This window comes from Pseudomonas sp. NFACC51 (assembly GCF_900103575.1).
Taxonomy (GTDB): domain Bacteria; phylum Pseudomonadota; class Gammaproteobacteria; order Pseudomonadales; family Pseudomonadaceae; genus Aquipseudomonas; species Aquipseudomonas fluorescens_Q.
Genome location: NZ_FMXH01000002.1, coordinates 1 through 23,441 on the forward strand (window position 1 = coordinate 1; position 23,441 = coordinate 23,441).

General features: G+C 61.9%; 17 protein-coding genes. 4 read left to right on the plus strand and 13 right to left on the minus strand.

Features of this window, described 5'->3' with window-relative positions:
- A partial coding sequence (locus BLT00_RS04090) for an OprD family porin (protein WP_092152511.1) occupies positions 1-1,240 on the minus strand: 1,240 nt, incomplete at its 3' end.
- A 312-nt stretch (positions 1,241-1,552) separates the two neighbouring features.
- Here BLT00_RS04090 and mhpT point away from each other — a divergent pair.
- Positions 1,553-2,776, plus strand: coding sequence for a 3-(3-hydroxy-phenyl)propionate transporter MhpT (gene mhpT / locus BLT00_RS04095; RefSeq protein WP_092145734.1), 1,224 nt, complete (start codon positions 1,553-1,555; stop codon positions 2,774-2,776).
- Between the two features lie 148 nt (positions 2,777-2,924).
- Here the strand turns inward: mhpT and BLT00_RS04100 are convergent, their stop codons facing one another.
- The 12 genes from BLT00_RS04100 to BLT00_RS04160 form a co-directional block, all read right to left on the minus strand.
- A complete protein-coding gene (locus BLT00_RS04100) occupies positions 2,925-4,544 on the minus strand; it encodes a methyl-accepting chemotaxis protein (RefSeq protein WP_092145737.1) in 1,620 nt (539 codons plus the stop codon).
- Positions 4,545-4,654: 110 nt separating this feature from the next.
- Complete coding sequence (locus tag BLT00_RS04105) at positions 4,655-5,350, minus strand: anaerobic ribonucleoside-triphosphate reductase activating protein (protein ID WP_063320864.1); 696 nt, start codon at positions 5,348-5,350, stop codon at positions 4,655-4,657.
- A complete protein-coding gene (gene nrdD, locus BLT00_RS04110; RefSeq protein WP_003202433.1) occupies positions 5,347-5,508 on the minus strand; it encodes an anaerobic ribonucleoside-triphosphate reductase in 162 nt (53 codons plus the stop codon). Before nrdD ends, BLT00_RS04105 begins: the two co-directional genes overlap by 4 nt.
- Positions 5,509-5,539: 31 nt before the next feature.
- Positions 5,540-7,555: a ribonucleoside triphosphate reductase gene (locus tag BLT00_RS04115; protein ID WP_092145740.1), complete on the minus strand. Its 2,016-nt coding sequence runs from the start codon at positions 7,553-7,555 to the stop codon at positions 5,540-5,542.
- A 644-nt stretch (positions 7,556-8,199) separates the two neighbouring features.
- The gene (moaA, locus tag BLT00_RS04125) at positions 8,200-9,192 is read right to left on the minus strand and encodes a GTP 3',8-cyclase MoaA (protein WP_092145742.1); all 993 of its coding nucleotides are present in this window, start codon (positions 9,190-9,192) and stop codon (positions 8,200-8,202) included.
- 25 nt (positions 9,193-9,217) lie between these two features.
- Positions 9,218-10,186 (minus strand): peptidylprolyl isomerase, encoded by a 969-nt coding sequence (locus BLT00_RS04130; protein WP_063320861.1) that lies wholly within the window; start codon positions 10,184-10,186, stop codon positions 9,218-9,220.
- A 10-nt stretch (positions 10,187-10,196) separates the two neighbouring features.
- Entirely contained in the window at positions 10,197-10,877 is a 681-nt protein-coding gene (narI, locus tag BLT00_RS04135) for a respiratory nitrate reductase subunit gamma (protein ID WP_063320860.1), read from the minus strand.
- The gene (gene narJ, locus BLT00_RS04140; protein WP_092145744.1) at positions 10,870-11,625 is read right to left on the minus strand and encodes a nitrate reductase molybdenum cofactor assembly chaperone; all 756 of its coding nucleotides are present in this window, start codon (positions 11,623-11,625) and stop codon (positions 10,870-10,872) included. Before narJ ends, narI begins: the two co-directional genes overlap by 8 nt.
- 2 nt (positions 11,626-11,627) lie before the next feature.
- Positions 11,628-13,166, minus strand: coding sequence for a nitrate reductase subunit beta (gene narH / locus BLT00_RS04145; RefSeq protein ID WP_063320858.1), 1,539 nt, complete (start codon positions 13,164-13,166; stop codon positions 11,628-11,630).
- A 1-nt stretch (position 13,167) separates the two neighbouring features.
- Entirely contained in the window at positions 13,168-16,941 is a 3,774-nt protein-coding gene (locus tag BLT00_RS04150; RefSeq protein WP_092145746.1) for a nitrate reductase subunit alpha, read from the minus strand.
- 65 nt (positions 16,942-17,006) lie between these two features.
- Positions 17,007-18,404: a NarK family nitrate/nitrite MFS transporter gene (locus tag BLT00_RS04155; RefSeq protein ID WP_092145748.1), complete on the minus strand. Its 1,398-nt coding sequence runs from the start codon at positions 18,402-18,404 to the stop codon at positions 17,007-17,009.
- The gene (locus BLT00_RS04160; RefSeq protein ID WP_371856951.1) at positions 18,382-19,683 is read right to left on the minus strand and encodes an MFS transporter; all 1,302 of its coding nucleotides are present in this window, start codon (positions 19,681-19,683) and stop codon (positions 18,382-18,384) included. Before BLT00_RS04160 ends, BLT00_RS04155 begins: the two co-directional genes overlap by 23 nt.
- Before the next feature lie 308 nt (positions 19,684-19,991).
- On the opposite strand from BLT00_RS04160, the gene BLT00_RS04165 reads away from it, so the two are divergent.
- The 3 genes from BLT00_RS04165 to BLT00_RS04175 all read left to right on the plus strand — a co-directional run bounded on the left by BLT00_RS04165 (position 19,992) and on the right by BLT00_RS04175 (position 23,338).
- Entirely contained in the window at positions 19,992-21,791 is a 1,800-nt protein-coding gene (locus BLT00_RS04165) for a HAMP domain-containing protein (protein WP_092145753.1), read from the plus strand.
- Positions 21,788-22,435 (plus strand): two-component system response regulator NarL, encoded by a 648-nt coding sequence (narL, locus tag BLT00_RS04170; protein ID WP_063320853.1) that lies wholly within the window; start codon positions 21,788-21,790, stop codon positions 22,433-22,435. Before BLT00_RS04165 ends, narL begins: the two co-directional genes overlap by 4 nt.
- A gap of 225 nt (positions 22,436-22,660) precedes the next feature.
- A complete protein-coding gene (locus BLT00_RS04175) occupies positions 22,661-23,338 on the plus strand; it encodes a Crp/Fnr family transcriptional regulator (RefSeq protein ID WP_063320852.1) in 678 nt (225 codons plus the stop codon).
- Positions 23,339-23,441: the final 103 nt, after the last annotated feature.

The following is a 23,441-nucleotide window of genomic DNA, read 5'->3' on the forward strand; positions in this document are numbered from 1 at the left end:
CCGGGAAGTTGTTGCGATAGATCGATTTGCGTGCCAGCAGCCCGACGTTTTTCAGCGGGCCGCCCTGGATCACGTATCCCAGCTCCATCTGGAACTCACGCTCCTTGCGATCCTCGGCATTGAGAGCCGCCAATTCGATGTGATCACCACGCACATAACGCAGTCGACTGCGCAGGCCCGGCACGCCCACGGCGGCAAAGTCGTAGTCATGGATCGCCTGCCAGGTGCGTTCCTTGGCATTGAGGAAATCCGAGCTCATGGTCATTTCGCTCAAGCCCATCAGCTCGGTGCCGGACACATAAGGCGTGGCCGTATCACCACTGGAATGCATGTAGCCCAGGCTCACGCGATGGCCGCCCAGGCGATAGCCGACCAGCGCCGAAACGTTGCGGTTATCCACTTTGCCAGCCTTGGCCGCGCCGTCTTCGTCGCTGAAAAAACTGCGCAGGTCAGTGGTCAGGACGCCATCGCCCAAGGGCAGGTTATGCAATAACGCCAAGGTGTTCTGTTGATACAAATCCGCCACTTCGGCGTGGTAAGCCCGCAGGCTGAGGTCTTTGTTGACCTGGTAGTCGCCGCCCCCATAAGCCATATGGGACGAAGTCGCCGCACCGTTGAAACGACGGTTGGGCGAGGCGATGCTCATCGGTTGGTAGTCGGTGGAATCGCGCCGGGCGATGCGATCGATATAGCCGGTGTTCAACGTCAAGCCGTCGATGTCCTTGGAACTGAGGGTCGTCCCGCGAAAAGTCTGCGGCAGCAGCCGCGATGGGCTGGCGAAGGCAAACGGCAGGAAGATCGACACATCGCCGGTCTTCACGGTGGTTTGCGCGAAACGCAGCTTACCGGTCACACCCAGGCGCGAATACTCATCCGCCGCACGCTTGTCGCTGCTCGATACCGGTAACAGTTCGGTGCCGCTTCGGTCAGGCGATGAGTCGAGCTTGATGCCCAGCAACCCCCTCACATCGAGGCCGAACCCAACCGTCCCGGGGGTAAACCCCGACTCGACGTTCATGAACACACCTTGAGCCCACTCCCTGGCCGCGGTCTTGGCGCCGCCGTCCTTGTAGTCGCGGTCCATGTAGTAATTGCGCAGGGTCAGGGTACCGTGGCTGTCGTCGATGAAGCCCTCCGCCCGCAAGGCAGGAGAACCCAGGCTCAGCCCGAGGCAGGCCAGCAGACTGGCGAACGAGAAAACAGGGCGCGCCATCGAGGCGTCCCGGGCAAGGTTTGGCATGTTCGATATCCACTTATTGTTGTTGTTTTGATCGGCCCAGCCTTGGTGATAGGGGCCGTGGGAACCAAGAATGGAAACCGCGAGGGCCCTTCGTCAATCAACACTGACCGATAATCGAACATTAATATCATTAACTAATTTACCAACTGACTTGAATATTCGTACCAAGCCCCTGATTTTCATAATGATCTGGCCCGTTTATGACTCCTCCTTGGCACCCTTCATTTTTTAGTTAGCTTTGTTAATCTTAAATGCGCCTGCCGGTTATCCTCCGAGCCGGTGTCCCTCACAAAAACAATAAGAGGATTTGCCATGAACCGTCCGGCGCGTCGTGCGACGCTGACTATCGCCCTGTGTTTCATCGTCGCGTTGATCGAGGGTTTCGACCTTCAGTCAGCCGGTACCGCAGCCGCAGGGCTGCGACAGACGTTTGCCCTCGACCCGAAAATGATGGGTTGGGTATTCAGTGCCGGGATCATCGGGCTGTTGCCTGGTGCGTTCTTTGGCGGCTGGATCGCTGATCGCATCGGTCGCAAGAAAATTCTCATCGCCGCTGTCTTGCTGTTCGGCGTGTTTTCCCTCAGCACCGCTTATGTCGAACACTTCTCCAGCCTCTTGCTGGTGCGTTTCATGACCGGCCTGGGCTTGGGCGCCGCCCTGCCCAACCTCATCGCCCTGTGCGCCGAAGCCGTGGGCGAGCAGCGCCGGGGCACGGCCATCAGCGTGATGTACGCCGGCGTTCCGTTGGGAGGTGCGTTGGCGGCAGTGGTCGCCATGTTGTTTGGCGAACACTGGCAGATGACGTTTTTCATCGGCGGGTTGGCGCCCCTGTTGGTGGTCCCGCTGATGCTCTTGTGGCTCCCCGAATCCAGCGCCTTTCGCCAGGCGCTGGATGGCGGCACAGCGCGCGGCTCCACCACTCAGGCGCTGTTTGGTGAAGGTCGCGGCCGTACCACCTTGGCGCTGTGGCTGAGTTATTTCTTCACCCTGACGGTGATGTACATGTTGCTCAACTGGCTGCCGTCATTGCTGCTGGAACAGGGCTTCAGCAAACCCCAGGCCGGCCTGGTGCAAATGCTGTTCAACATCGGCGGAGCGCTGGGCTCGTTGCTCGGTGGCCTGTTGCTGGACCGTTGCAATGGCATCAAGGTGGTGCTGTTCGTCTATGCCGGACTGCTGAGCGCCCTGGCCGGGGTCGGGTTTTCGGTCGGTATCGTGCCGATGGCCATTGCCGGGTTCGCCGCTGGGTTGTTTGTCATGGCTGCGCAATTGGTCCTCTATGCCTTGGCGCCGCCCTCCTACCCTACCTCCGTACGTGCGACGGGGGTTGGTGCAGCGGTGGCCATCGGACGCCTGGGGTCGGTGGCCGGGCCGCTGGCTGCCGGACAGATCCTGGCGGCAGGGGGTGGGACCACGGCCGTATTGCTGGCGACGTCTCCTGGGTTGGTGGTTGCGACGTTGGCGGTTCTTAGTGTGATTCGTTATTCGGCCGGGCCGCGATTGGGTGCTTCTGAGCCGGTCGCTGGGAACTCCTGACTTGGTGTGTATATCCGTTATTTAGGTAACGGCGGCTTAGGGTTCCACCCTTAGCACAGCCAACACTATCACTAGCTGACCCTCCGCTATCGCGAGCAAGCTCACTCCCACAAGGGATTGTGGGGCCTAGGCCCTGACATTGATCGGCCTAGACCTTGAACCGCGCCACCGTCTCATGCAGTGACCCGGCCATCTGCGCCAGGTCCTGGCCCGCCGTATCGGTATGCCGCGCGCCCAGCATGACCTGTTCGGACAGGTTGCGAATGTCCACCAGGTTACGATCCACCTCTCGCGCCACCAGCGCCTGCTGTTCCGTGGCGCTGGCGATCATCAGGTTGCGCTCGTTGATCTGCGAGATCGAATGGGCGATTTCATCCAGGGCCTCGCCGGAGCGCTGGGCCACCAGCAGCGTGGCTTGCACCAGTTCGCTGTTGTTCTGCATGGAGCTCACCGCATGCCCGCTGTCCAGGCGGATATTACCGATCATGCCCTCGATTTCCCGAGTCGAATCCTGGGTCCGATGAGCCAACGCCCGGACTTCATCGGCCACCACTGCAAAACCACGCCCGGCATCACCGGCGCGGGCGGCTTCGATGGCGGCGTTCAGTGCCAGGAGATTGGTCTGCTCGGCAATGCTGCGGATCACATCCAGCACCGAGCTGATGTCCTGTACCCGCCCGGCCAATTGCTGGATTCGGCCGGAACTGTCCGTCACACCTTCGGCCAGCGCGGTAATGGAAGCCACCGTTTCCTGGACCTGTTCACGACCACGCTGGGCCGTTTGCTCGGACACCCGCGAGGCTTCGCTGGTGCTCACCGCATTGCGCGCCACTTCGTCCACCGCGGCGGTCATCTGGTTCACGGCCGCGGCAGCCTGTTCGATTTCATGCCCCTGCAACTGCAAGGTGCTGCTGGTCTGGCTGCTCACCGCGCTCAGTTCTTCGGAGGAACTGGCCACTCGATCCACCGAGGCCGCAATGTGCCGGACCATGCTGTTGAGACTCTGCTGCATGTCGTGCATGTTACTCATCACGCTGTCATTGGCACCGACACCCACGGGCACGCGGATCGTCAGGTCGCCCTGGGCGATGAGGTTAAGCACCCGCGCCGCGTCATTGGGTTCACCACCCAGGGGACGGGTCACACTGCGGGTCACCAGGATCGCCACGGTCGTCACCAGGGCCAGGCAGGCCAGCACCAACGCCAGCATGTTGCGCCGCGCATCGTTGTAACGTGCCTGGGCCAAGTGCTCACGTTCGACAAAGACCTTGCCCTGCATCGCCATCATCCCTTCGAGGCTTTTGTACACCTCAAGCTCCGCCGGAATCACGCCCTGCTTGAGCTGCGTCATCGCCTCGTCCGTCGCGCCCTGGCGGATCAACGCCTGCACCTGGACGAACGCCGCCACGTAGGCCTCGCGACGTTTCTTCAACTCGGCATACGCGGCCTTGCCTTCAGGCTGATCGAACAGCGGCTCCAGCGTGGCGAAGGCCTGGGTAATCCGTTGTCGGGTGGCGTCGATGGATTGCTGGACTTGCGCATTGTTCTTGTCGATCAACAAATCCCGGGTATTCCTGGCGTTATCGCGCACGCCCGTGGCGATCACCATGATCGGGTCGATCTTCGGCCAATCCTGCCTGACGATCTGCTCGGCCTGGTCGCGCAGCATCGCCAGGTCGCTCAAGGCGTAAAGCGCCAGGGCAATCAAGGCCAGTGGCGCGATGGCAAAGCCGATCACGATGCGTTGGGCGGTGGTGAGTCTGGTCATATCAAATGCTCCCTGTTCAACTACCTGCCGGTTGGCAGCGCATTTGAAAACCTAAAAAAGTGTGGCCCGGTCATCCCGGGCCGCTGTCGGTCGTTCATCCCGGCGCTCGCTCAACTGCGTAAGACGAACGAGGGGAACAACTCGCGCATGGCGGCCCACAGCTCAGGCTGCAAGGCTTGTGCCGAAACGCTGGAAAGGTGGGGATCGAGCATCCGCGCAGTGCGCACCAGTTGCACCGCGAACCGCGTGACGCCGCGTTCGCTCAAGCGTCGGGCCAGGTTCAGCAACCGCTCGGGGTCGAACAAATGCCAGTGCACCGTTGTGCGACATTCATAGTCCACGCCGCTGGCCAGCAGGTGGTCAAGGCTGCGCCAGTTGGCGGCGCCGCTGCCTTCGACACGGGTCACGTCCAGGGCATCTTCGGGCAAGGCCTTGACGTCGAAACCCACCCAGTCGGCAAGCCCGACCACTTTGGCGAAGGCCGCCGGCTTGATGCCGGCGCTGTGCAGGCCGATGCGAAAGCCCATCTGCCGCACTTCCTCCATGGCCGGCGCCAGGCCGTCCTGCAAGGTTGGCTCACCGCCACTGAACACCACGGCGTCGAGCAGATCCTGACGGCGCTGCAGGAACGCCAACACCCGGCACCAATCCACCTCCTCGCTACCGCGCGGCGGGATCAGTTGCGGGTTATGGCAATAACGACAACGCCAGGCACAGCCTTGGCAAAACAGTACGCACGCCAGTTGGCCCGGATAATCGAGGGTGGTCAGGGGCACCATGCCCCCGACCCGTAGCACTCGACTCATGGACGCCCGGCCGCGCGTTCGGTGAAATGCACCCGCTCGCGATGCTCGGACTGCTTACCTGGGTTGAAGGCCGCCACCGGACGGTGATAACCCATCACTCGGGTCCAGACTTCGCAACGTTGACGCTGTGCTTGTGGAAGGCTTTGCGATGCATTCATGGGTGAAGCTCCTTGCGGTCGATGGATCGGATCAGTGAACGCTGCCCTGGCGCTGTTGTTGCAGCAGCAAGGCCTCGTCGCATTTCGGGCAAAACTCATGTTCGCCGGCCAGGTAACCGTGCACCGGACAGATGGAAAAGGTCGGCGTGATGGTCAGGTACGGCAGGCGGAAACGTCCCAGTGCCTTGCGCACCAATTGCTTGCAGGCCTGTGTGGAGGAAATCTGTTCTGCCATGTACAGGTGCAACACGGTGCCGCCGGTGTATTTGCATTGCAGTTCGTCTTGTAGCTCCAGGGCTTCGAACGGATCCTCGGTGAAGCCCACCGGCAGTTGCGACGAGTTGGTGTAGTACGGTGCGACTGGGCTGCCGGCCTGCAAGATATCCGGATAGCGCTTGAGGTCTTCCTTGGCGAAGCGGTAGGTGGTGCCCTCGGCGGGCGTGGCTTCGAGGTTGTAGAGGTGGCCGGTTTCTTCCTGGAATCGCAGCAGCGTGGCCCGCACGTGATCCAACAGTTTCAGGGCGAATGCCCGGCCTTGCTCGGTGTGCAGGCCTTGTTGGTCATCGGTGAAATTGCGCAGCATTTCGTGCAGGCCATTCACGCCGATGGTGGAGAAGTGATTGCGCAAGGTGCCCAGGTAGCGCTTGGTGTACGGATACAAACCGGCATCCATGTGATGCTGGATGACCTTGCGCTTGACCTCCAGGCTCTCCATCGCCAGTTCCATCAGGGCATCGAGGCGTTGCAGCAACGCGCTGGTGTCGCCCTTGTACAGATAACCCAGGCGGGCGCAGTTGATCGTCACCACGCCCAGGGAGCCGGTCTGCTCCGCCGAGCCGAACAAGCCACCGCCGCGCTTGAGCAGTTCGCGCACGTCCAGTTGCAGGCGGCAGCACATCGACCGCACCTGGTTGGGTTGCATGTCCGAGTTGAGGAAGTTCTGGAAATACGGCAAACCGTAACGGGCGGTCATTTCGAACAGCCGGTCGGCGTTCTCGCTGTCCCACGGGAAGTCGTGGGTGATGTTGTAGGTCGGGATCGGGAAGGTGAACACCCGCCCTTTCGCATCGCCGGCCTGCATCACCTCGATGTAGGCGCGGTTGATCAGTTCCATTTCCGCTTGCAGGTCACCGTAGGCGAACGGCATCTCTTCGCCACCGATGATCGGTATCTGTTCACGCAAGTCCTGTGGGCAGACCCAATCGAACGTCAGGTTGGTGAACGGGGTTTGCGTGCCCCAGCGCGACGGTACGTTGAGGTTGTAGATGAACTCCTGCAACGACTGCCGGACCTCGTCGTAGCTAAGCTGGTCCTTGCGCACATAGGGTGCCAGGTACGTGTCGAACGAGCTGAACGCCTGGGCGCCGGCCCATTCGTTCTGCAGGGTGCCGAGGAAATTCACCATCTGTCCCAGGGCACTGCTCAGATGCTTGGGCGGCCCGGCCTCGACCCGCCCTGGCACGCCATTGAGACCTTCGTGCAACAGGGTGCGCAACGACCAGCCGGCACAATAGCCGGCGAGCATGTCCAGGTCGTGGATATGCAGGTCCGCCTCGCGGTGCGCCTGGCCGATGGCCTGGCTGTAGACCTCGTCGAGCCAATAGTTGGCGGTGACCTTGCCCGATACGTTGAGGATCAGCCCGCCGAGGGAATAGCCCTGGTTGGCGTTGGCCTGCACGCGCCAGTCTTCGCGGTCCAGGTATTCGTTCATCGACGTGGCGACTTCCACCAGCGTACGGCGATCCCGACGCAGGCGTCCGTGTTGCTCGCGATAGACGATGTAGGCACGCATGGAGAGAAAGAAACCGGCGTCCATCAACACCCGCTCGACACGGTCCTGGATCTGCTCGACGTTCAACCGCGTCTGCCCTTCCAACCGCGCCAACACCGCCTCCAGCAACGCCTCGGCCTCGGCTTCGGCGTATTCGCCAGTGGCCTTGCCAGCGGCGATCAGCGCCTGGCGGATCTTGTCCGCATCGAAGGCGACCACACTGCCATCGCGCTTGTGCAAGCGGTTACACCCTACTGAGATCAACGTGCTCTGCATTTTGGCTCCAGACACTACATATAGGCTTTTTGATTCGTATAAACACAACATGCAGTGGAGAGTACGGCCAAACGATCGAGTTGCAATTGATCGATATCAAGATTCGGGAGCGACGGCCAACCCGCTTGGAAGGGGGGGCAATGCGCCTCGTCCAATGGGATCGGGGTGCGACCGGAAGAAATAGGCCGGCTGGCAGGCCGCCTTCGCGAGCAAGCCCGCTCCCACAGTTGGATCGGGGTATGGCCGCAGAGCCAGGCCGGCTATAAGGCCGCCTCGCGGTGGACGTTGATTTCGGCGCCCCGTTAACCACGCTGGCCGAACGCAGGCATTGCGCAGTGGGCATCCCGGCATGGATGCCGGGATAGCCGCGCTGGGCCATGGATGGCCCTTCGCGGCGGCCCACGGAGCAATGCCTGCGTTCGGGCATGCCGAGCCTAGGCGAGGCACCGAGTGGTGGGGCAAAAGCGTTTTGCTTACTTTTGCGCTTCTCAAAAGTGAGCCGCCGTCAGGGCGGAACCCTAAGTGGCCGTTACCGCAGCAACGGATATGCCCCCAATCAACAAATCCCAGCGCTCAGAACAGTACGGGGCTGCTGCGCACCCCAGCGGGAGCAAGCTCCCTCGCCACGGGGTCTGCGTAAGCCCTTAACCCCCACTCATATTCATGAACCGCACAATCTGCACCTCCCCACCAGGATTGAAGTCATGGCGCAAAGGCTTCCCACGCAACGCCTTCTGCACCGCCTGAATAACCGGCTGGTCATCCAAAGGATAACGCCGCAACAAGCCACGCAGATCGAGAGAATCCTCCTGCCCCAGGCACAACAGCAAGCGCCCTTCAACGGTCATGCGCACGCGATTGCAACTGGCGCAGAAGTTGTGAGTGTTGGGGGAAATGAAACCGATCCGGGTATCCGGATGCTGTTCCAAACGTACATAACGCGCCGGGCCACCACTGTTCTCCGTACTGTCGAGCAACCGGTGATGAGCGGCGATCACAGCCCGGACCTCATCGCTGGAACAGAACGACTCGCCCCGGGAACGCCCCACCTCCCCCAACGGCATCTCCTCGATAAAACTGATGTCGATGCGTTGATCGATGGCGTACTGCACCAGCGCCGGGACCTCATCGAAGTTGCGTCCTTTCATCACCACGCAGTTCAACTTGACCCGCTCGAACCCAGCGACCTGCGCCGCTTCAATCCCGGCCAGCACCTGGTCCAGGTTGCCGTTGCGGGTAATCGCCCGAAAACGTTCGCCGTCCAGGCTATCGAGGCTGATGTTCATGCGCTTGACGCCAGCATCGACCAGCGGCTGGGCCAATCGCCCCAACTGCGAGCCGTTGCTGGTCATCACCAGTTCCCGCAAGCCGGGCAATGCCGCGATCTCGCGACACAACCCGACGATGCCCGGACGGATCAGCGGCTCGCCACCGGTCAGGCGGATTTTCTTCACCCCCAGGCCGACGAACAGCCGCGCCAGACGCTGCAACTCCTCCAAGGTCAACACTTGCTGACGCGGCAGGAACGTCATGTTTTTCGCCATGCAATACACACAACGAAAATCACAACGATCGGTCACCGACATCCGCAAATAATCGATCTGGCGCCCAAATCCGTCCTGCAACACCGCATTCATGAAGACCTCCTGATTGAGCCCGTACTCACTGCACCAGCGGCGAGTCGGCACCCTGAAGATGAATGCCGCGAATGTCCGCCGCACCGATCAGGGTTTGCAGGTACTGCACCAGCGCTTTTTGCCATACGCCCTGCTGCAACTGGGTACGAATCGCCGTCGCCACCGCCTCGTACGGCAATGGCTGGCCATCGATGCGCTGGTCGATGCTGATCACGTGCCAGCCATAGCGACTTTCCAGCGGTTTACCGGCCAGGCCCGCCGGCAGGGTGAATAACTGGCGCTCCAGCTCAGGCACAGTCTGGCCCTTGCTGATCTGCCCCAGCGAGCCGCCCTGCTCCTTGGATGGACACGCCGAATGCTTGAGCGCCAACTCGGCAAAACTGCCCGGGAACTGATCCAACCGCTCCAGCAGCAGCTCGGCCTGGACATGAGCCAGGCTGCGCGCCTCGGCATCGTCCGGCGCGCATTCGAGCAGGATGTGCCGCACCGCCAGCAACGGTGCGCTGTGAAACCGCGCTCGGTTGCTTTCGTAATAACGCAGGCAGGTGGCCTCGTCGCACTGCGGCACCTGCACCTCACGTTCGAGCAATAGCCGCGTGGCCGCTTCCTCTTCGTTTTCGCCGGCGCCGACCTGTAACGCCAGGCCCAGTTCGGCGATGCGTTGCTGGAGCAATTCGCGAATCACCAAGGCCCGTGCCGCCTGATAAACCGCCTCCTCGCGGCTTTCCGCCGGGTGGTATTGCAGCTCCTGGGCCATCGCCTGCGGGGTGATCGACACCCCGTTGACGCTGATGATCGGCCACTCCTGTTCACTGCTGGCAATCAACTGTGGCGCTTCATCCTCCGCCACCGGCCCGGCCTGGGCCGGCTCGAACTGCACCGCCCCCGCCGGTTCGGCATCGGCCACCGGCGCGATCACCGGTGCCGCTTTTGCCGAAGAACCGCAGCCGCCGCTGCCGCCACCACTACCGCCACATCCGCATCCACTCGCCATGATCTTCTCCTCAAAACTTCTGCCGAACGATTTGATAACGACGTCCCAGGTACCAGACCGGCGCACTGACGATATGGACCAGACGGGTGAACGGGAACAGCACGAACAAGGTCAGGCCCAGCACCACGTGGAGCTTGTAGACCAGGCCTACCGGCGCTATCGAGGTAGCGGCTTCAACCGGACGCAACAGCACGGTGTTCTGGGCCCAGTCAGCCAGCATCACCATTACCGAGCCGTCCATATGGGCGGTAGAGGCCACGATGGTCATCAGCCCCAGCACCAGTTGCACCAGCAGCACCACCAGCACGAGGATGTCCGACGCATTGGAGGTGGCGCGAACCCGTGGGTCGGTCAGGCGACGGTTGAGCAGCATCACCAGGCCGATCAGGCCCAGTACGCCGAAGAAACCGCCGGAGACCATCGCCAGCAACTGCTTGTTCTCGGTGCTCAGCACGTGGTGGTAGATCGCCGAGGGTGTCAGCAGGCCGACGAAGTGGCCGGCCAGCACGAACAGCACGCCGATGTGAAACAGGTTGCTGGCCACGCGCATGCCGCGCTTGTTCAGCATCTGGCTGGAACCGGCCTTCCAGGTGTACTGGGACAGATCAAAGCGTGCCCAACTGCCAAGCAGGCAAATCGCCAAGGCGACATAGGGGTAGACCCCGAACAACAACAGATCCCATTTAGACATTACCCACCTCCCCGGCTGGCGCTGCGGCCAACCCTTCATGCTGAAAATCCACCCAGTGCAGCGGCACCGCACTTTCGTCTCGCGCCTTGCCCGGCGCGCTGGGCATCGAGCTGCAACGGTCCTGCTGTTCGGCCTTCATGAAATCCACCGCCTCTTCTTCCCAGACCTTGTCCAGGGCCTCGAGGGAGTCATCCCGTGGCTCGGCCTTTACTTGCTCACGCAACTCGGCCACGGCCACCTGAGGCTCGGCCCCGGCGATTTGTAGCAAGGCCCGGAAGCAACTGGCGTAGGCACTTTCACGTTCGTCCAGGCGCGCCGCAAGCAAGGCCAGCAGGTGCGCCACATCGGCCAGGCCCTCGCGGGCCTCGAGGTCTTCGCGGGTGGAAAGAAACTCCAGGTACAGCGGGATGTAGTCAGGTAGTTCCTTGACGCCGATGGCAAAACCGGCCTCTTCGTACTGGGCCATCATGTCGACCATGGCCTGGCCACGGTCGCGGGATTCACCATGGACATGTTCGAACAGCAGCAGCGACAGCGAACGACCGCGGCCAAACAGCGCACCGTAGTGCTCCTGGCCATCCATCAGGTCCTTGCCGCAGATCACCTCCAGCAATTCAAACAGCCCGGCGCGCTGGTTGGGACTGATTTCCCGTGCCTGGAGAATCGCTTGTTCCAGCTCATCCCGACCGGCCACCAGGGTCTCGGTCGGGTAGTCGAGCAGCAACGAAATCACCTTGAGAATGCGCATGCTCATTCCTCCCACAACTGCACGGTTTTGATCACGTCGCGGCGGTTGGCCTTCTTGCCACCGAACATGTTGGTGTCGGAGCTGCCACTGCAACCGCTGCCAAAGCTGAAGCCGCAACCGGAGCGCTCGGCGAACGCGTCGCTCATGGCGTCTTCGCGGTGGGCGCTTGGTACGACGAAGCGATCTTCGTAGTTGGCGATGGCCAGGTAGCGGTACATCTCTTCCACCTGGTTCACGCTCAAGCCGACGTCGGCCAGCACTTGCAGGTCCTGCACGCCGTCGACCTGCTCGGAACGTTTGTAGGCACGCATCGCCAGCAAGCGTTTGAGCGCAAGCTTGACCGGTTTTTCATCACCGGCGGTGAGCATGTTCGCCAGGTAGCGCAGCGGGATGCGCAGGCTGTCGACGTCCGGGATCACCCCGTTCATGCCCACGGTGCCAGCCGTGGCAGCGTTCTGGATCGGCGACAGTGGCGGCACGTACCAGACCATTGGCAAGGTGCGGTATTCCGGGTGCAGCGGCAGTGCGAGTTTCCAATCCACGGCCATTTTGTAGACCGGCGAACGTTGCGCCGAATCGATCACCGACTGCGGCACGCCATCGGCCAGGGCTTGGCGAATCACTGCTGGGTCGTTGGGGTCGAGGAAAATCTCCAGTTGCTTCTCGTACAGGTCCTTCTCATCGGCGGTGCTTGCCACTTCGCTGATACGGTCGGCGTCGTACAGCAGCACGCCGAGATAACGGATCCGGCCGACGCAGGTTTCAGCGCAAACAGTCGGCATCCCGGCTTCGATACGCGGGTAGCAGAAGATGCATTTTTCCGACTTGCCGCTCTTCCAGTTGAAGTAAATCTTCTTGTAAGGGCAGCCGCTGATGCACATGCGCCAGCCACGGCATTTCTCCTGGTCGATCAGGACGATGCCGTCCTCTTCGCGCTTGTAGATCGCGCCGCTCGGGCACGATGCCGCGCACGCCGGGTTCAGGCAGTGCTCGCAAAGGCGCGGCAGGTACATCATGAAAGTGTTTTCGTACTCGCCGTAGATGTCCGCCTGGATCTTGTCGAAGTTCTTGTCCTTGCGCCGCTTGGCGAATTCAGTGCCGAGGATTTCCTCCCAGTTCGGGCCCCACTCGATCTTCTGCATGCGCTTGCCGGACACCACCGAGCGTGGTCGCGCGGTGGGCTGGTGCTCGCCCAGCGGTGCGGTGTGCAAGTGCTGGTAGTCGAAGTCGAACGGTTCGTAGTAATCGTCCAGGCTCGGCAGGTCCGGGTTGGCGAAGATATTCGCCAGTACGCGGAATTTGCCGCCGATGCGCGGGTTGATCGAACCGTCGGCGTTGCGGATCCAGCCGCCCTTCCACTTGTCCTGGTTTTCCCATTCCTTGGGATAGCCGATGCCCGGCTTGGATTCGACGTTGTTGAACCAGGCGTACTCCATGCCTTCGCGGCTGGTCCAGACGTTCTTGCAGGTAATCGAGCAGGTGTGGCAGCCGATGCATTTGTCCAGGTTCAGGACCATGCCGATTTGTGAGCGAATCTTCATCTCAGTTCTCCTCGATATCAGTCGGCAGTGGACGCGGCAGATCATCGCCACTGGAACCATCGAGCCAATCGACCTTGACCATCTTGCGCACCACGACGAACTCGTCGCGGTTGCATCCGACCGTGCCGTAATAGTTGAAGCCGTAGGCCTGTTGCGCGTAACCGCCAATCATGTGGGTGGGCTTGAGCACCACGCGGGTCACCGAGTTGTGGTGACCGCCACGGGTCTTGGTGGTTTCCGAACCGGGCACGTTCACGATCCGTTCCTGGGCGTGGTACATCATCACCATGCCTTCCTTGACCCGTTGGCTGACCACCGCACGGGCAGTCAGCGCGCCGTTGACGTTGAAGCATTCGATCCAGTCGTTGTCCTCGATACCGGCGCGCTTGGCGTCGATTTCCGAGAGCCAGACAATCGGTCCGCCACGGCTCAGGGTCAGCATCAGCAGGTTGTCGCTGTAGGTGCTGTGGATGCCCCACTTCTGGTGCGGGGTGATCCAGTTCAAGACGATCTCGGTCTCGCCATTGCTGCGCTTGCCCTTCACGCCGGCGATGGTGCGGGTGTTGACCGGTGGCCGATAGCTCATCAGCTGCTCGCCGAACGCCTGCATCCACGGGTGATCCTGGTAGAACTGCTGGCGACCGGTGATGGTGCGCCATGGGATCGACTCATGGACGTTGGTGTAGCCGGCGTTGTAGCTCACGTGATCGTCTTCCAGGCCAGACCAGGTCGGGCTGGAAATGATCTTGCGTGGCTGGGCCTGGATGTCGCGGAAACGAATGGCCTCGTGCTCCTTGGAGACGGCCAGGTGGCTGTGGTCGATGCCGGTGAACTCCGACAGCGCTGCCCAGGCTTTCACCGCGACATGGCCGTTGGTTTCCGGGGCCAGGGACAGGATCACTTCGGCGGCGTCGATGGCACTGTCGATCTTTGGTCGCCCTTGGCTGATGCCGGCCTCGACTTCCTTGTGGTTCAGTTCGCCGAGGAATTTCACTTCAGTCTCGGTGTTCCAGTTGATGCCCTTACCGCCGTTGCCGAGTTTTTCCAGCATCGGGCCCAGGGAGGTGAACTGCTTGTAGATGTTCGGATAGTCGCGCTCCACCACCTGCAGGTTCGGTGCGTTCTTGCCCGGGACCGGCGCCACACCGGCACTTTTCCAGTCGGTGCCGCCGAAGGGTTGGGCCAGTTCGCCGACGCTGTCGTGCATCAGCGGTACGGTGACCAGGTCTTTCTCGACACCCAGGTGGCCGACCGACATGGCGGAAAACGCCTTGGCGATGCCCTTGTAGATTTCCCAGTCCGAACGCGATTCCCAGGCCGGATCGATGGCGGCCGACAGTGGGTGGATGAACGGGTGCATGTCCGAGGTGTTCATGTCGTCTTTTTCGTACCAGGTCGCGGTCGGCAAGACGATGTCGGAATACACGCAGGTCGAGGACATGCGGAAGTCCAGGGTGGTCACCAGGTCGAGCTTGCCAATGGCGCCCTCGTCGACCCATTCGGCTTCGGTGGGTTTGCACTCGGTGCCATGGCCGATGTCTTCGTTCATCACGCCGTTCTTGGTGCCCAGCAGGTACTTGAGCATGTACTCGTGGCCCTTGCCCGAGGAGCCCAGCAGGTTGGAACGCCAGATGAACATGTTGCGCGGGAAGTTCACCGGGCTGTCCGGCTGTTCGCAGGCAAAGCGCAGGGAACCGTCCTGCAGCGACTTGACCACGTAGTCCTTGGGTTCCAGGCCCGCGGCGGCGGCATCGCGGCAGATGTGCAGCGGGTTGGTGTTGAGTTGCGGCGCGCTCGGCAACCAGCCGGCCCGTTCGGCGCGGATGTTGTAGTCCAGGGCGTGCTCGGGGAACTGCGATTTGTCGGCCAGGGGCGAGAGCACGTCGTGCATGCTCATCTTCTCGTGGCGCCATTGCGAACTGTGGCCATAGAAGAAGCTGGTGCCGTTCATCTGCCGTGGCGGACGGTTCCAGTCCAGACCAAAGGCCAGGGGCAGCCAGCCGCATTGCGGACGGAGTTTTTCCTGGCCCACATAGTGAGCCCAACCGCCGCCGGTCTGGCCGACGCAACCGCAGAGCATGAGCATGTTGATCAGCCCGCGGTAGTTCATGTCCATGTGGTACCAGTGGTTCATCGCTGCACCGACGATGATCATCGAGCGTCCACGGGTCTTGTCGGCGTTGTCGGCAAACTCGCGGGCGATCTGGATCGCCTTCTCGCGACTTACGCCAGTGATCTGCTCCTGCCAGGCCGGGGTGCCGGGCACCGAAGCGTCGTCATAGTCCTTGGCAACGTTGGCGCCGCCCAGGCCACGGTCGATCGCCAGGTTGGCCGCCGACAGGTCGAATACAGTGGCGACTTTCGCCACGCTGCCATCGGCCAGCACCACGCTGTGCACCGGCACCCGACGGAACTGCACCGCATCACCGGCCACGTGCTGGAAGTACTCCTGGGCTTCGCCGGCAAAATACGGGAAGGCCACCTCGGCGACGTCGCCACCGATCAGGCTCAGCTTGAGGTCGATCTCACGTCCCTCGCCGCCCTCACGGGGCAGGATGTTCCACTTGCCCTTCTCGCCCCAGCGATAGCCGATGGAGCCTTGGGGCGAAACCAGTTCGCCGGCGGCATCCATGGCGATGGTTTTCCATTCCGGGTTGTTGTCCTGGCCGAGGTTGTCGGTCAGGTCGCTAGCCCGCAGGAAACGGTCCGGCTGGTAACCGGCACCCGGCGCAGCGCCAAGCATCGGCTTGAGCATCACCAATACCGGCAGGTCGGTGTAGCGCTTGGCGTATTCAGTGAAATAGGCGCTGGGCTTGTCCAGGTGGAATTCTTTGAAGATCACATGGTTGAAGGCTTGGGCCAGTGCGGCGTCGGTGCCCTGCTTGGGGTTGAGCCACAGGTCGGTGAGCTTGGCGACTTCCGAATAGTCCGGGGTGATCGCCACGGTCTTGGTGCCCTTGTAGCGCACCTCGGTGAAGAAGTGGGCGTCAGGGGTACGGGTCTGCGGGACGTTGGAGCCCCAGGCAATGATGTAGTTGGAGTTGTACCAGTCGGCCGATTCCGGCACGTCGGTCTGCTCGCCCCAGACCATCGGCGAAGCGGGCGGCAAGTCGCAATACCAGTCGTAGAAGCTCAGGCACACGCCACCGATCAGCGAAAGGTAGCGCGAGCCGGCGGCATAACTGACCATCGACATGGCCGGGATCGGCGAGAAGCCCACCACCCGGTCCGGGCCGTGCGTCTTGACGGTGTAGACGTTGGCGGCGGCAATGATCTCGTTGACTTCTTCCCAGTTGGAACGGATGAAGCCACCCATGCCGCGCTTGCTTTTATAGGAGTCGGCCTTGGCCTTGTCCTCGACGATGCTGGCCCAGGCTTCCACCGGTGGCAGGGTCTGCCGGGCTTCGCGCCACAGCTTGAGCAATGGCTTGCGAATCTTCGGGTACTTGAGCCGGTTGGCGCTGTAGATGTACCAGCTGTAGCTCGCGCCGCGAGGGCAGCCGCGTGGTTCGTGGTTGGGTAGATCGTTGCGGGTACGCGGATAGTCGGTCTGCTGGGTTTCCCAGGTGATCAAGCCGTTCTTGACGTAGATTTTCCACGAGCACGAACCGGTGCAGTTCACCCCATGGGTGGACCGCACGATCTTGTCGTACTGCCAGCGCGAACGATAGACGTTCTCCCAGTCGCGGGACTCCTTGCGGGTCTCGCCGTGCCCATCGGAAAACTCGCCTTGCTTACGGTTGAAAAACCGCAGTTGATCCAATAAATGACTCACAGTGTGTTCCTCTCAGGCTTGCTCCGCGGGGTCTGCGCCCCGCCCTCGCAATAGTTGAATTCGTCTTAGCAGGGTGTCGCCGCGCCCTTGCGGGCGTACCACCACCAGGTCACCACGATGCAGCTCAGGTAAAAGCCGACGAACATGTAGAAGGCCATCTCCGGGCCGCCGGTCAGGGCCATCGAAGTGCCGAAGGATTTGGGGATGAAGAATGCCCCGAAGGCGCCCATGGCCGAGCTGAAGCCCAGCACCGCGGCCGACTCCTTGCCGGCATTCTTGAGCGCTTGCTCGCGCACCTCGGGCTTTTTGCCCAGGGCGGCTTTTTCATGCAGGGTGCGGAAGATCACCGGGATCATCCGAAAGGTCGAACCGTTGCCCACACCCGTGGTGATGAACAGCAACATGAACATGCCCAGGAAGCCGTAGAAGTTGCCGCCCTGGCCGCCTTGGGGCAAAAAGTGCATGACCCCGAACACCATCAGAATCATCAGCACGAAGTTCCACAAGGTGACCTTGGCCCCACCGAGCTTGTCCGCCAGCCAGCCGCCCAACGGCCGCACCAGCGCGCCCACCAGCGGGCCGAGGAAAGCGAATTTCAGGGCGATGACTTCCGGGAACGAAGTCTTGATCAGCAGGGGAAACGCGGCGGAAAAGCCAATGAACGAGCCGAAGGTCGCCAGGTACAACCAGCACATCAGCCAGTTGTGCTTGCGCTTGAAGATCACCGCCTGCTCGCTGAACGAAGCACGGGCGCTGGACAGGTCGTTCATGCCGAACCAGGCAATCAGGGTCACGGCGAGGATGAACGGCACCCAGATGAAACCGGCGTTCTGCAACCACAGCGAGCTACCATCAGCCAACACCTGGGGCTGGCCGCCCATGAAGCCGAACACGCCGAAAGAGATCACCAACGGCACGCTGAACTGCATCACCGACACCCCCAGGTTACCCAGCCCGGCGTTCAGGCCCAGGGCCGTGCCTTGCTGGGACTTGGGGTAGAAGAAGCTGATGTTGGACATGCTCGAGGCGAAGTTGCCGCCGCCAAAACCGCAGAGCAACGCGATCAACACGAACACGCTGTAGGGCGTGGCCGGGTTCTGCACAGCGAAGCCCATCCACAACGCCGGGATCAGCAGCGATGCGGTGCTCAGGGCGGTCCAGCGCCGGCCACCGAAGATCGGCACCATGAACGAGTAGAAGATGCGCAAGGTCGCACCGGACAGCCCCGGCAATGCCGCCAGCCAGAACAGCTGGTCGGTGCTGAAACTGAAGCCGATGGCATTCAGGCGCACGATCACCGTGCTCCAGACCATCCACACCGCGAAGGCCAACAGCAGCGCCGGGATGGAAATCCACAGGTTGCGCCGGGCGGTCAGTTTGCCGCTACTGCCCCAGAAAGCAGGATCTTCCGGACGCCAGTCATGAATGACCGGGCCCTTTTCAGGCGTTTGCAGAACGGACATGTTCTTCTCCTTGGGCAATGCTGGAAAACGGGGATTGAATGGCCGGCGGCTGTTTACCCAGCAGCGGGCGCTTGCGTATTTCGCTGAAGTACATCCAGGCCAGGGAGACCCAGACCACGCCGTACATCAACATGAAGCAGGACGAGCGCACGCCGGTGAGGTCCACCAGGGCGCCGAACATGATCGGCAGCACAAACCCGCCCAGGCCGCCGGCCAGGCCGACGATGCCGGACACTGCCCCCATGTTTTTCGGGTAGTCGTTGGCGATGTACTTGAAGACCGAGGCCTTGCCGAACGCGAAGGCGATGCCCATCACGAACAGCAGCACGGTGAACAGCGTGGCGTTGAGGCCGATATGGAAATCGACGATGCCGTTGACGGTTTGCACTTGCAGTTGGGTCTGGGGGTAGGAGAGCAGGAACAGGCAGATCCAGCTGACCCACAACACCCACCAGGTCACGCTCTGGGCGCCCCAGCGGTCGGACATCCAGCCACCGACGGCCCGCAGCACGCCACCAGGCAGGGAGAAACACGCCGCCAGCAGCGCCGCGCTTTGCAGGCTGAAGCCGTATTCCTGCACGTAGTACTTGGTCATCCACAAGGCCAGGGCCACGTAGCCGCCGAAGACGATCGAGTAGTACTGGCAGTAGCGCCACACGGCCGGCTCTTTCAGGGTTTTCAACTGCTCGCGCAATGTGGCGCCGCCGGTGCCGCTGTGCTCCTTTTTCTCGCTGGTGAGAAACCAGAACAGCAGCGCGGTGATGAACAGGATGGCGCTGAACACCTTGGGCACCAGGTGCCAGGAGCCGAACGCGATCAGGGCCGGGGCGAGAAACTTGGTCACCGCCGCACCCGCGTTGCCGGCACCGAACACGCCCATGGCGAAACCCTGGTTCTGCTTGTCGAACCACTTGGCGACATAGGCGATGCCCACCGAGAACGAACCGCCAGCCAGGCCGACGAACAGGCCCAGCACCAGGAACTGCCAGAAGGCCGTGGCGAGGGTGATCAAGTACAGCGGCAGGACGCAGGACAGCATCAGCAGGAAGAACACGATCCGTCCGCCAAAGCGGTCGGTCAAAAGCCCCAGGGGCAAACGCACCAGCGAGCCGGTCAGCACCGGCGTGGCCGCCAGCAGGCCGAATTGGGTCTCGTTGAGGGCCAGCAGCTCCTTGATCGGAACGCCGAGCACGGCAAACATCATCCAGACCATGAAGCACACGGTGAAGGCCAGGGTACTCATCCCTAGTACCAGCCCTTGTTGCACTTGCGCTCGCATCACGATGCACTCCGTCAGTTCGATGAGCGCAGCCTAGTGATACGAACCCCGCAAAAACTTGACTTGGGTCAACGTGCGCCGGGGCGGTCCAGGCCTATGCTTGCCCCGTCTACCTCCAAGGAGGTAGACCCGGATATTGATACAACCCTTTATTTATCAATATCTTGAACAAGTCTGCCGAAGCTTTTATGGAAATGGAGCGGCCGACAACTCTTTAGAGGTAGTGCGCCCAGGATTGGCTGCTACACCCCCCAGGTCCAGGGCGCCCCTATGCTCGCTTCACAGTTTTGCCCCGCAGGCCCGCGTCGATGATGCGCTGGCTGCGCAGCTCCCTGCCCGCTCGCGCCGGGCTGGCGGTGATCCTCATCGCCATCCTGGCCCTGGCCAGTTCCTTGAGCGCCGGATTGATCGCCTGGTTCAGCCAGGGCGACGCTGCCGCTATCAATACCGCTGGCTCCGTGCGCATGGAGACCTACCACCTGAGCTGGAAACTGGCGGCGGGGGCCAACGACGACGTCCCCGCGATCATCGCCAGCCTGCAACAACGCCTCGACAGCCCTGCCCTGCGCGCCGTGCTGGAAGATGGGCCGGAAACCTCCCTGCACAAGAGCTATCGCGACCTTGTGCAGCGCTGGAACCAGACTTTGCGCCCGGCCATCGAGCGTGGTGACTCGGCATTTTTCCAGGCCAGCGCCAACACCTTCGTCGATCAACTGGACCAGTTCGTCACCCTGCTGCAACGTCAGAGCGAGCACAAGCAAGGCTGGCAGCAGGTGATCCAGGGCGCGGCGCTGTTCAGCACCATGATCATCCTGCTGATCGGACTGTATGAATTGCAGTACGGCGTGGTCACGCCCTTGCAGGAGTTGGTGGACGCCACCCAGCGCTTTCGTCGTGGCGAATTCCAGGTGCGGGTCAATCACCAGTCCGAAGATGAACTGGGCCAGTTGGCGACCAGTTTCAACACCATGGCCGAGACCATCGAGCAATCGCACCGCACCCTGGAAAACCAGGTCCAGCAAAAGACCCTGAACCTGCAACAGGCCAACGCCGCCCTGGAACTGCTGTACCAAAGCAGTCGCAGCCTGGCGACGCGACAAGCCAATGCCGAAGGGCTGGATGAACTGATCCGACGCTTCCAACAACGCCTGCCGGGCCTGCGCCTGACGCTGTGCCTGCAAGGGCAATTGCAGGCACCGGCCAGGCACCTGCTGGCGTTGCATGGCGCCGACAGCCGCCAGGTCTGCGCCAGCAGCGATTGCGCCAGTTGTCATAAACACAACGCTGCACGCCCGCAAGCCTTCAGCATCAGCAACCAGGGCAACGAACTGGGTGAGCTCAAGGCCCATTTTGTCGACGGCCACGCCGCGCAGCCCTGGGAAACCGCATTGATCCAGGCCCTGGCCAACCTGATTGGTACGTCGCTATCGCTCAAGCGCCAGCGCGAACAGGACCATCGTCTGCTGCTGCTCGATGAACGCACGATCATTGCCCGCGAACTCCACGACTCCCTGGCCCAGGCCTTGTCGTACATGAAGCTGCAAGTCAGCCGCATGCAGACCCTGATGCGTCGGGGCGAACCGGTGCAGACCCTGGAGACCGTCACCGGTGAACTGCGCGAAGGGCTCAACAATGCTTATCGCCAGTTGCGCGAGTTGCTGACCACCTTCCGCTTGCAGATCCACGATGACGGCCTGGTCGAAGAACTCAAGGACACTGCCGAGGAGTTCTCCAACCGCGGGGACTTCAAAGTGCATCTGTTCGTCGACACCCTGGCCTTCGAGCTGTCGGCCAGCGAGCAGATCCATATCCTGCAGATCACCCGTGAGGCCCTGTCCAACTGCCTGCGCCATGCCCATGCCGAAAACGCCTGGCTCGAACTGCGCCAGGAAGGCGAGACCGTGCGGCTGTCGATCGAAGACGATGGCCGGGGCTTCAGCGGCGAGGTGGACCAGCGCGAACACCATGGCCTGAACATCATGAACGAACGGGCCCGCAGCCTGCGCAGCCAGCTCCAGATTCACTCCCGTACCCCCCAGGGCACCCGCATCCAGGTGCATTTCCAACCGGAATTCCTGGGCCAACACACCGAAGGCCTCGCAACATGAACGCCCCCCTGCACCACACCCTGCTACTGGTCGACGATCATCCGATGATGCGTCGCGGCATCCGTCAGATGCTTGAGCTCGAAGACGATTTGCAGATCGTTGGCGAAGCCAGCCACGGCGAAGAAGCCCTGACCCTGATCGAACCGCTCAAGCCCGACCTGGTGTTGTTGGACAACAACATGCCGCAGATGAACGGCATCGAGACCCTGCGCCGGCTGCGCGCCATGCACTACACCGGCAAGGTGCTGCTGTTCACCGTGTCCGATGCCGAGGACGACATCCGCGACGCACTGCGCCTGGACGCCAACGGCTACCTGCTCAAGGACATGGAGCCGGAGTTGCTGATCCAGTACATCCGCGATGCCCTCAACGGCGCCCTGGTGATCAGCCCCGGCCTGACCCGCGTCATGGCCCAGGCGCTGCGCTCGCCACCGCGCCAGGCCGATGTAGAACTGACCGAGCGCGAACGCCAGGTGCTCAAGACCATCGCTGGCGGCTACAGCAACAAGGTCATCGGGCACAAGCTGGGCATCACCGAAGGCACGGTCAAGGTGCATGTGAAGAACCTGCTGCACAAGCTCGGCTTGCGTTCACGGGTCGAAGCGGCGGTGTGGGCGATGGAGCATTTGCGCGGGGCGGGTTAGGCCTGGCGAATAGATTCCATGAGCAACACATAACCTGTGGCGAGGGAGCTTGCTCCCGCTGGGGCGCGCAGCGGCCCTGTTTTTTGGGGCTGCTACGCAGCCCAGCGGGAGCAAGCTCCCTCGCCACAAGGATAGTCATCAGGCCTCCCTCTTCCGAGGTAGGCCTGCCGAGGCATAGGCCGGCGACGATTTGGGCCCTACCATGACGGCACGCGGAGGTACGCCATGCTGACCCACCCTTCCATCGTTTTACTGTTGCGTCGTCATCACCTGTTCAGCCAATTGCCGGAGCGGGTCTTTGAAGATGTCTGCAGCCTGGCCGTCCTCAGGCGCCTGGACAGCAACAGCACGCTCATGCACCAGGGCGACCCGGCCAAGCGGTTTTTCCTGCTGGTCAGTGGCCAGATCAAGCTGTTCCGGGTCACCGGCGAAGGCCAGGAGAACCTGGTGGAGATCATCCAGCCCGGACAGACCTTCGCCGAGGCCCTGCTATTCAGCGAGGCCCGGTGCTACCCGGTCAGTGCGTCGGCAATCAAGGACAGCGTACTGGTGAGCATCGAGGGCACCCACTACCGCAAGGCCCTGGAGGACCAGCCCAAAGTCTGCCTGGCGATCCTGGCGAGCATGAGCATCCACCTGCACCAACGCCTCAAGGACATCGACAACCTGACCCTGGCCAGCGCCAGTCGGCGGGTGATCAATTTCCTGCTGCAGGAGCGCGATCCACGCAACGGTCAGTTGGTGCTGCAGGTGTCCAAACGCCTGGTGGCCTCCAAGCTGGGGATTCAGCCAGAGACCTTCTCGCGCATTCTGCATCGCTTGGTGGACGGTGGCCTGATCGCCATGGAACGGCGCAACATTCGTATCCTGGCCGAGGAGGCGTTGGAGGCTTACCAGCAATAACCCGAGCAAGTGCACCCTCCGTGGCGAGGGAGCTTGCTCCCGCTGGGCTGCGCAGCAGCCCCAAAAAGGCCAGACGCAATCAATCTGACGCTCCGCAGTGGCA